We start from the raw sequence: 6,755 nt of genomic DNA, 5'->3' as shown, positions 1-6,755 counted from the left end.
GGAATTAGTAATCTTTACTACATTCTCTCCAAAAGGCTACCGCAAAAAATTGAAGGTGGTCAAGGAAGTGCTGATCTGCCAAGCCAAGCTTTGAATGAATTTAACATGGCAACAAAACGATTATTTGATCCTGCTGCGTCTAACGAGCCAGGTAAACCTAATTCGCAATGGATTCTACAAATCAATAACGCTTCTCCTGCCACAGTCCAAAAAGAAATAGCGATATTGCTGGCGGAAATCAATTATCAAATGTATTTGGATCGACAAATACAAGAACGCATTTTGCTAACCAACAGCATCATGCTTTTACAAAACCTAAAAGCAGCTCAACCTACAGCAGATTTTTCAGCTCAAAATGCTTCTAGTACTGCTTCTGAGCAATAATTTTTATTGTCTAAATGCTTCTGGGGTCGATACTCCAGAAGCATTCTTAAGTAGATCTCTTAAAAATTTGATAAACAAAATCAATTATTTTTTTCTCTTTCAGATCTGATTTATTTAAATAGCCTGATTTTAATACAGCAACCAGTTGATAATTATTAAAAAAACCTATTCCCCATAGGCGATCAGTTAAGTAATCACCATGTGATTTGATGGGATAATAATTAGTAATCACCCAATCAGGCTTCACTTTCAAATTCAGATATTCGGCATAGAGACTCAAGTTTCTATTAAACGGAGTTTGAGTTAAATCGGTATTATTTAAACATTGAGCATCAATAAATCGAAGGTCCTCACGGGAAAAAAACGGAATAACACCACAATCATCGAGAAGAACACTGGCTCCTTTTTTAGCTTGCTGATTCAGTAAATCAGCTATATACCTTCTATTCTGAGTCCTTTCTTTATATTCCATTACTTCTTTGGATAAATTACTTAAATTATTCCCTGGGATAAAAACAACAGTCATCAGCAACATTATCCCAACAACCATATATTCGGGATCCCAATTCAAGTGATCCAAATATTTTATGAATTGGTGCGTTCCTAGAACAGGTAGTATAGAAAAAAGAGCAAATGGGCCTAAAAACAATCGCAAACCTTCAGTAATCACGGGATTTGCTTTCCAAAGCAAAACACCATACACAGCAGAAGGCAACCAAAGAAGGACGTGGCGACAATCTTTCTTGGTCGATAATAAAAAATAGGGCATTGATAAAACAAGTAAAGGCAATATCACCAGCAAATAATTTAAATCAACAACTAGAAACTGGCCATACGTTAACGCTTTACAACGATAACTGTTAGGAATCCAATGACCAAAATAAAATAATCGCCAAATAAAATAAACAAGATAAGGCAATATACAGCAAATAAAGCTAATTAAAACCCATAAATACAATTTTTTAAAATCTTTAAGATCAATATATTGTTTAGCTTTACAATATTGGCACCCTATGAAAAAAATCAATGGGACACCCCACACCACCCCCTCAAATCGAGCCAAACTTAATAACAAAAGCAATATATTGGTTGTTATCCAATGCTTAGTGGAATATAGAAAAGATTGATGAGTCAATTGCTTTTCGTTTGTAGTATGGTAGCCGAATGCTAGAGTACATTGCCAAACTAACGCTAAAGATAAAGCACAGTAAAACAGAGTCTCCAACCCACTCATTGTCCACCAAACTACTCCGGCATAATGACTAAATAAAAAAATAGGCATTATGGACAATAAAGGACTTAAAAAAAGTCTTGCTAAACGATATAAGAACAATAATGCGAATCCCAAACTACAAGAAGAGATAATTTTCATCGTGGTAACGAGTGGTAATTGCAACTTAATCACTAAAGCAGCAATCATGACCCATAAAAAATTAGAATACCCTTCTACCGGCGGTAAAGACACATGCCACAGCAAGCCATTTCCCTTAACTAACTGTCTTGCATAATACCAACTGATATAGGCATCATCCGTTGTAAAATCCCATGCTGTATACAGCGAGATAGTTAGATCATAAATACAATATGTGGCTATCAAAAATATCAAAATAATTTTTTTTCTTGATAATAAAAAGCTCAAAATTAGATACTCTCCCGGAAAATTTATTTCATTTAACTTCTTTCAAAACTCGCGACCATTAGAGAAGTGCGGGGAAACAGAGCATAGAACCGCAGTACACTAGTACTTGAGGATTCGAGCTCCGTATCAACAAAGCAACTCTCCATGGCAGTAGATTTCCGAAAGAATTCTATTCACAACATCATAAAATATTTTTGTAGTAAGATAAAAAACTTAAGTGCAACAAACTCAAAAATTATGATGCAAAAAATAGCTTATATGATATGATTCCAAACAAAGCCAAAAATTTCTGTACTAAAAATATACTCAATGGAATCATACAGGGTTTACGAAAATCACTTAAAGCCAGTGTCATTAAGATTTTTTATAGCATCTTTGATTACCCGTAATTCCTGGAAGAATCTCAGGATGAGTTAACCATTTAACTCAGCGAGCTATTATGTCCAAACCCTATTATTTTTATGTCAGTGGTATGAATTGCACCAGTTGCAGTAGCGCAATCGAGTCGTCATTAAGAAAATCTAATGTAATCAAAATAAACACGTTTGATGTAGACTTTAGCACCCCAGACCCCAAAAAAATTACGATATCGCTTTCTGAGGAAATGCAGAATACCCATGAAATCAATTGGGGGATAATTAGAAATCTCATTGATGATACAGGGTTTGTTTGTGAATCTTATGAATCCCCTCCTATAAAGGAACAAGTTTCCCTTCCATCAAGTGAGACAGAGAAACCGGTAGCTCAACAAAAATCCAGCAAGTTATCCCAGATATTCGCCTATACAAAAAAGGCGCTTACATCACATTGGTTTCTTGGAGGAATAGGTTGTATCAGTGGTATTGGCTTAATGATACTGATGGCCATAGGTAATCTGCCTCTTGCTGTAATGATTTCCCTGGCGAGTCTCAGCATTTTTCTAACCATAGTACTTGGTGCACAATCATATTATGACGCCTGGAAAAAACTAACCCAATCCCATACCCTCACTATGGATACCTTATTTGCAATCAGTACTCTTTCAGTTCTGCTAGTATCCGTTGCGTCTTTCTTTGTTCCTTGGCTGCCTATGATGTTTGAAGCAGGATTACTCATTTACGGATTTAGGCATATTGGTATTGCGATTGAAGACACGATTAAAGAAAAAATAAGCTCGGCCAAATTTCAAGACAGAGCCCCGAAAGAAGTTCAATTAGGGAGTGGCAACGATGTTAAAATGATCAGAATTGAAAAAATTCAACCTAATGACCTCATCAGAGTTCAACCAGGTGAACTGATTCCACTAGACTGTATTTGTGAAGAAGAAACGCTGATTTATGACACCATCATTACCGGCGCAATTATACCTCGGCAATTTCGCAGTGGCGAAAAAGTACTAGCGGGCATGCGCCTATCCAATGAAGCCAAACCGCTTACTCTTCGTGTTTTAAAGACTGCCAAAGAATCCTATCTTGCCCGGCTTGACGAAAATATAGCTCAATCTGTGCTTGAAAAAGCCCCTATAGAAATAAAAACTGGAAAACTCCTCACTTATTTTATACCTACTATTATTACCCTATCCATTGTATCAGGAATCGTTGTTGGCTTAATTTCTACACCCGCATTAGCAATACAATGTGCCATTTCAGTACTGGTTTCTGCATGCCCTTGCACACTAGGACTGATTATTCCACTTGCAGTAAAAACTGGAATCCATAAAGCAGCAGAGTATGGAGTGCAATTTAAAAACTCCAAGGCATTGCAGTCAGCAGAACAAATTGACGCAGTCATTTTGGATTTGAATGGCACTTTAACCACTGGCATTCCTGTAGTAAAAGACTATGTGATAGTAAGTAACTCTGGTCTTTCCCCTGAGCAATTTCTAAGTATTTGTGAGACATTGGAAGATCAATCTAAACATCCTGTTGGTAAAGCGATTCATTCTTTTGCTAGGCCGTTTAGTAAGCAAAAGCTCCTTGTTTCAAAATCTGACCATTCTAATCACTCCGGAATTTCTGCCGAAATTGATGGCGTGCAATATGCCATTGGCAGTAAAGCTTTAATGCAAGAACTTGAGGTTTCTACCTCTGCTATTGAAAATCAAATAGATCTTGTTGCAGGAGATAGCTTGGTCTTTCTAGCTAAAAACAAACAACTTTTAGGTTATCTGATTATTACTGATCCTTTACGAAAGGACGCCAAACAAACCGTCAAAGCCCTGCTTGATATGGGAAAAGAGGTACATTTATGCTCTGGAGCAGATGAAAAAACAGCCTATCGCTATGCTCGAGTGCTTGGAATTCATAACGTACATGCCAATTGTGTTGCCACTACTATAAATAAGGGAGATAAATCCAAGCCAAACTATATTAAGTCATTACAAAATAAGGGACTGAAAGTCGCGATGATTGGGGATGCTGCTAATGATGCTAATGCTCTTGCAGCAAGTGACTTTGGCATTGCAGTATTTTCTCAAGACAGCGACGAAATGACCCAAAAATTGGCCTCAGCAACTATTCAAAACGGTACTTTGCTACCGATAGCAAGTGCTTTTGCTATTTCAAAACAAACAGTAATTAATATTAAACAAAATTTGTTAATCAGTCTTGGTTACAACCTAGGTACTATTTTAGTAGCAGGCGGTTTGCTTGTTGCTATTGGATTTGCACTAAACCCAGCCGTCGGCGTTGCCTTAATGGTTACCCAAGCTTGTTTGGTTTTGCTTAATGTCTACCGCTTTAAACAGCAATCATTGGCCCATCTACAGGAAAACTCTCAGAAGAGTCAACATACCACCTCATCATCTTATCATCTGATGAAACAGTATGCGCCCGCTCATCAAGAAAAACCTGCTTTTAACCCTGAACCATCCAATAATTTAGCCAATAAAAGCAAGTTTCTTTCTTTTTGGAGAGATTGTTTTTCTGAGTTCTCCAAAGAAGATACAAAGGCAACTAAAACGATAAAACTATAGAGGAAATCTAATGCTAATCCCTAGAACCTGAAAAAGAGTTTAAATCTCGCAGTTGATTAGGGTAGAGAAAGTGAAAGCTATTCTTCCTTAGTAATTGTCAAAAAATAAGGCATATTTTCAAACACTAATTTATTTCCATGTCTTTCTTTACAATATTCACTAAAAAATTGCGTCATCCTACTGACTATATCCTGATAAATCTCGGCGGGAAGATCCTTAAACAAAGGAGCTCCATGTATAAAATTTTCAAATATTTTTATGGAAGGCAGCTCAACTTGAGAGGATTCCACAGTAAAAGATATATTTTTAAAGGGCAAATTTTCTAGTATTTTTCTGCATTGAATGGCAAAATTCTCTCTTCTCGCTTTCGCTTGAATGATATTTTGAGCTATATCTGGATACTGGTTTTGAAATTGCAAACTGTTTAACACATCAAACAATGTGCTTTGTTGTCCTGAAGAAAAAACAGCATAAATTTTACCCTTGGGTCTTAGAACATGATATAAATTCAATAAAGATTTTTCCAAATTCGTCCAATGGAGACACCAAAATGATAAAATATTATCGAATGGCCCATAAATAATAGGTTCTTGAATATCCGCTATAGCAAAGGCTGTATGTTCATTTTTATAATGTTTATTGGCGTAATCAATCATATTTTTCGATCTATCCAAGCCTAAAACCCGCCCATAGGGAACACGATGAGCAATGGTTGTTGTAAAGCTGCCATCCCCACAACCGGCATCCAGCAAAAAATCATGCACATGAATTGGAATTCTTTTAAGAAATAGTTTTGAAATTTCGCTCAAGATATAATTGCCTTTGGCATAATCAGCCGCAGACCAATTATTTAATACAATATCTAAATTTTGATTATCCATTTAGGACTCTACTTGCATATTTCTTAGTCTTATATAAAGTATAGAGAACTTGCTTATTATTAAATTATAAAGAAGGAACCCCTCCTGACCATTGCAGCCAATTTTTCTCAGGATAAGGCAAAGAGACATCAACCAAATGTAAAGTATAAGCATGTCTGGATTTATTAGAGAAATTAGCCCGACTTTTATGAGGCACTCGACCATGCAATATAATCAATGTCCCTTTTTTAACAGGCAAAGAAATACTATTTTCTTCCGACCAAGGGCTCTCATCATAATTCTCAAAATAAATGTCATTTCCTTGACGAAACATTCTTTTTTTCAGAGGACTTGTACAAGGACTTGGAATCACTTCCAGACAACCGTTTTCTAAGGTAGCGTCTTCTATAGCAAACCAAAAACCCAATGCGTCACTATCCTCTCCAAAAATATAGGTACTGTCTTGATGACAGAGCACTTCAGCACCAATACTAGGTTGTTTAAAAATGTACATGGATTGAGCCAGACCAATAGTTTTTAAACCAAGCTGATGAGCTATCGTTTTAATCCTCTCATCACGAGAATACTCTCTAAAAACAGGATCTAATTCATGTAAGCCATGCCCTATTTTATTAATTGATTTATCAAACGGCAAAATGCAGTCACCATTGGCATTAAAAGCTCCTGGTTCAAAAAAATAATGAATTCTATCCCCTGAATCCAGAAAATATTGTTTTTTTGCATGCTCATTCGTTTGTGTAGAAAAGATGGTTTTAGGGATATCATCTTGATTGTTTCTAATAAGTGTCTCTATCCTTTGTTTTAAAAGATCACAAACATTTTCTGGAAAAAAATCATTAATTACTAAATAGCCATTTGTGAAAAAGAATTCACATTGATCAGCAGAAAGCGACATCCT

Annotated in this window: 4 protein-coding genes and 1 pseudogene; 2 read left to right on the top strand and 3 right to left on the bottom strand. The window is 36.1% G+C overall.

Annotation, left to right across the window (positions count from 1 at the left end; translation table 11 throughout):
- Positions 1-384, top strand: a pseudogene (locus OK13_RS07180) (type IVB secretion system protein IcmX); the annotation flags it as partial.
- Between the two features lie 46 nt (positions 385-430).
- Here the strand turns inward: OK13_RS07180 and OK13_RS07175 are convergent.
- Entirely contained in the window at positions 431-2,023 is a 1,593-nt protein-coding gene (locus OK13_RS07175; RefSeq protein WP_081964895.1) for a protein LphB, read from the bottom strand.
- Positions 2,024-2,462: 439 nt separating this feature from the next.
- Between OK13_RS07175 and OK13_RS07170 the strand changes: the two genes are divergently transcribed.
- Positions 2,463-4,976: a heavy metal translocating P-type ATPase gene (locus OK13_RS07170; protein WP_035889326.1), complete on the top strand. Its 2,514-nt coding sequence runs from the start codon at positions 2,463-2,465 to the stop codon at positions 4,974-4,976.
- 77 nt (positions 4,977-5,053) lie between these two features.
- Here OK13_RS07170 and OK13_RS07165 read toward each other — a convergent pair whose 3' ends face one another.
- Positions 5,054-5,857 (bottom strand): class I SAM-dependent methyltransferase, encoded by an 804-nt coding sequence (locus OK13_RS07165; RefSeq protein ID WP_035889324.1) that lies wholly within the window; start codon positions 5,855-5,857, stop codon positions 5,054-5,056.
- A 64-nt stretch (positions 5,858-5,921) separates the two neighbouring features.
- Positions 5,922-6,752, bottom strand: a complete 831-nt coding sequence (locus OK13_RS07160; RefSeq protein WP_035889322.1) for a phytanoyl-CoA dioxygenase family protein — start codon at positions 6,750-6,752, stop codon at positions 5,922-5,924.
- Positions 6,753-6,755: the final 3 nt, after the last annotated feature.

Origin of the sequence: Legionella norrlandica (assembly GCF_000770585.1) — a bacterium.
Classification (GTDB): Bacteria; Pseudomonadota; Gammaproteobacteria; order Legionellales; family Legionellaceae; genus Legionella; species Legionella norrlandica.
The sequence above is the reverse complement of the archived record's forward strand: the minus strand, read 5'-3'. Positions and strand labels throughout refer to the sequence as shown.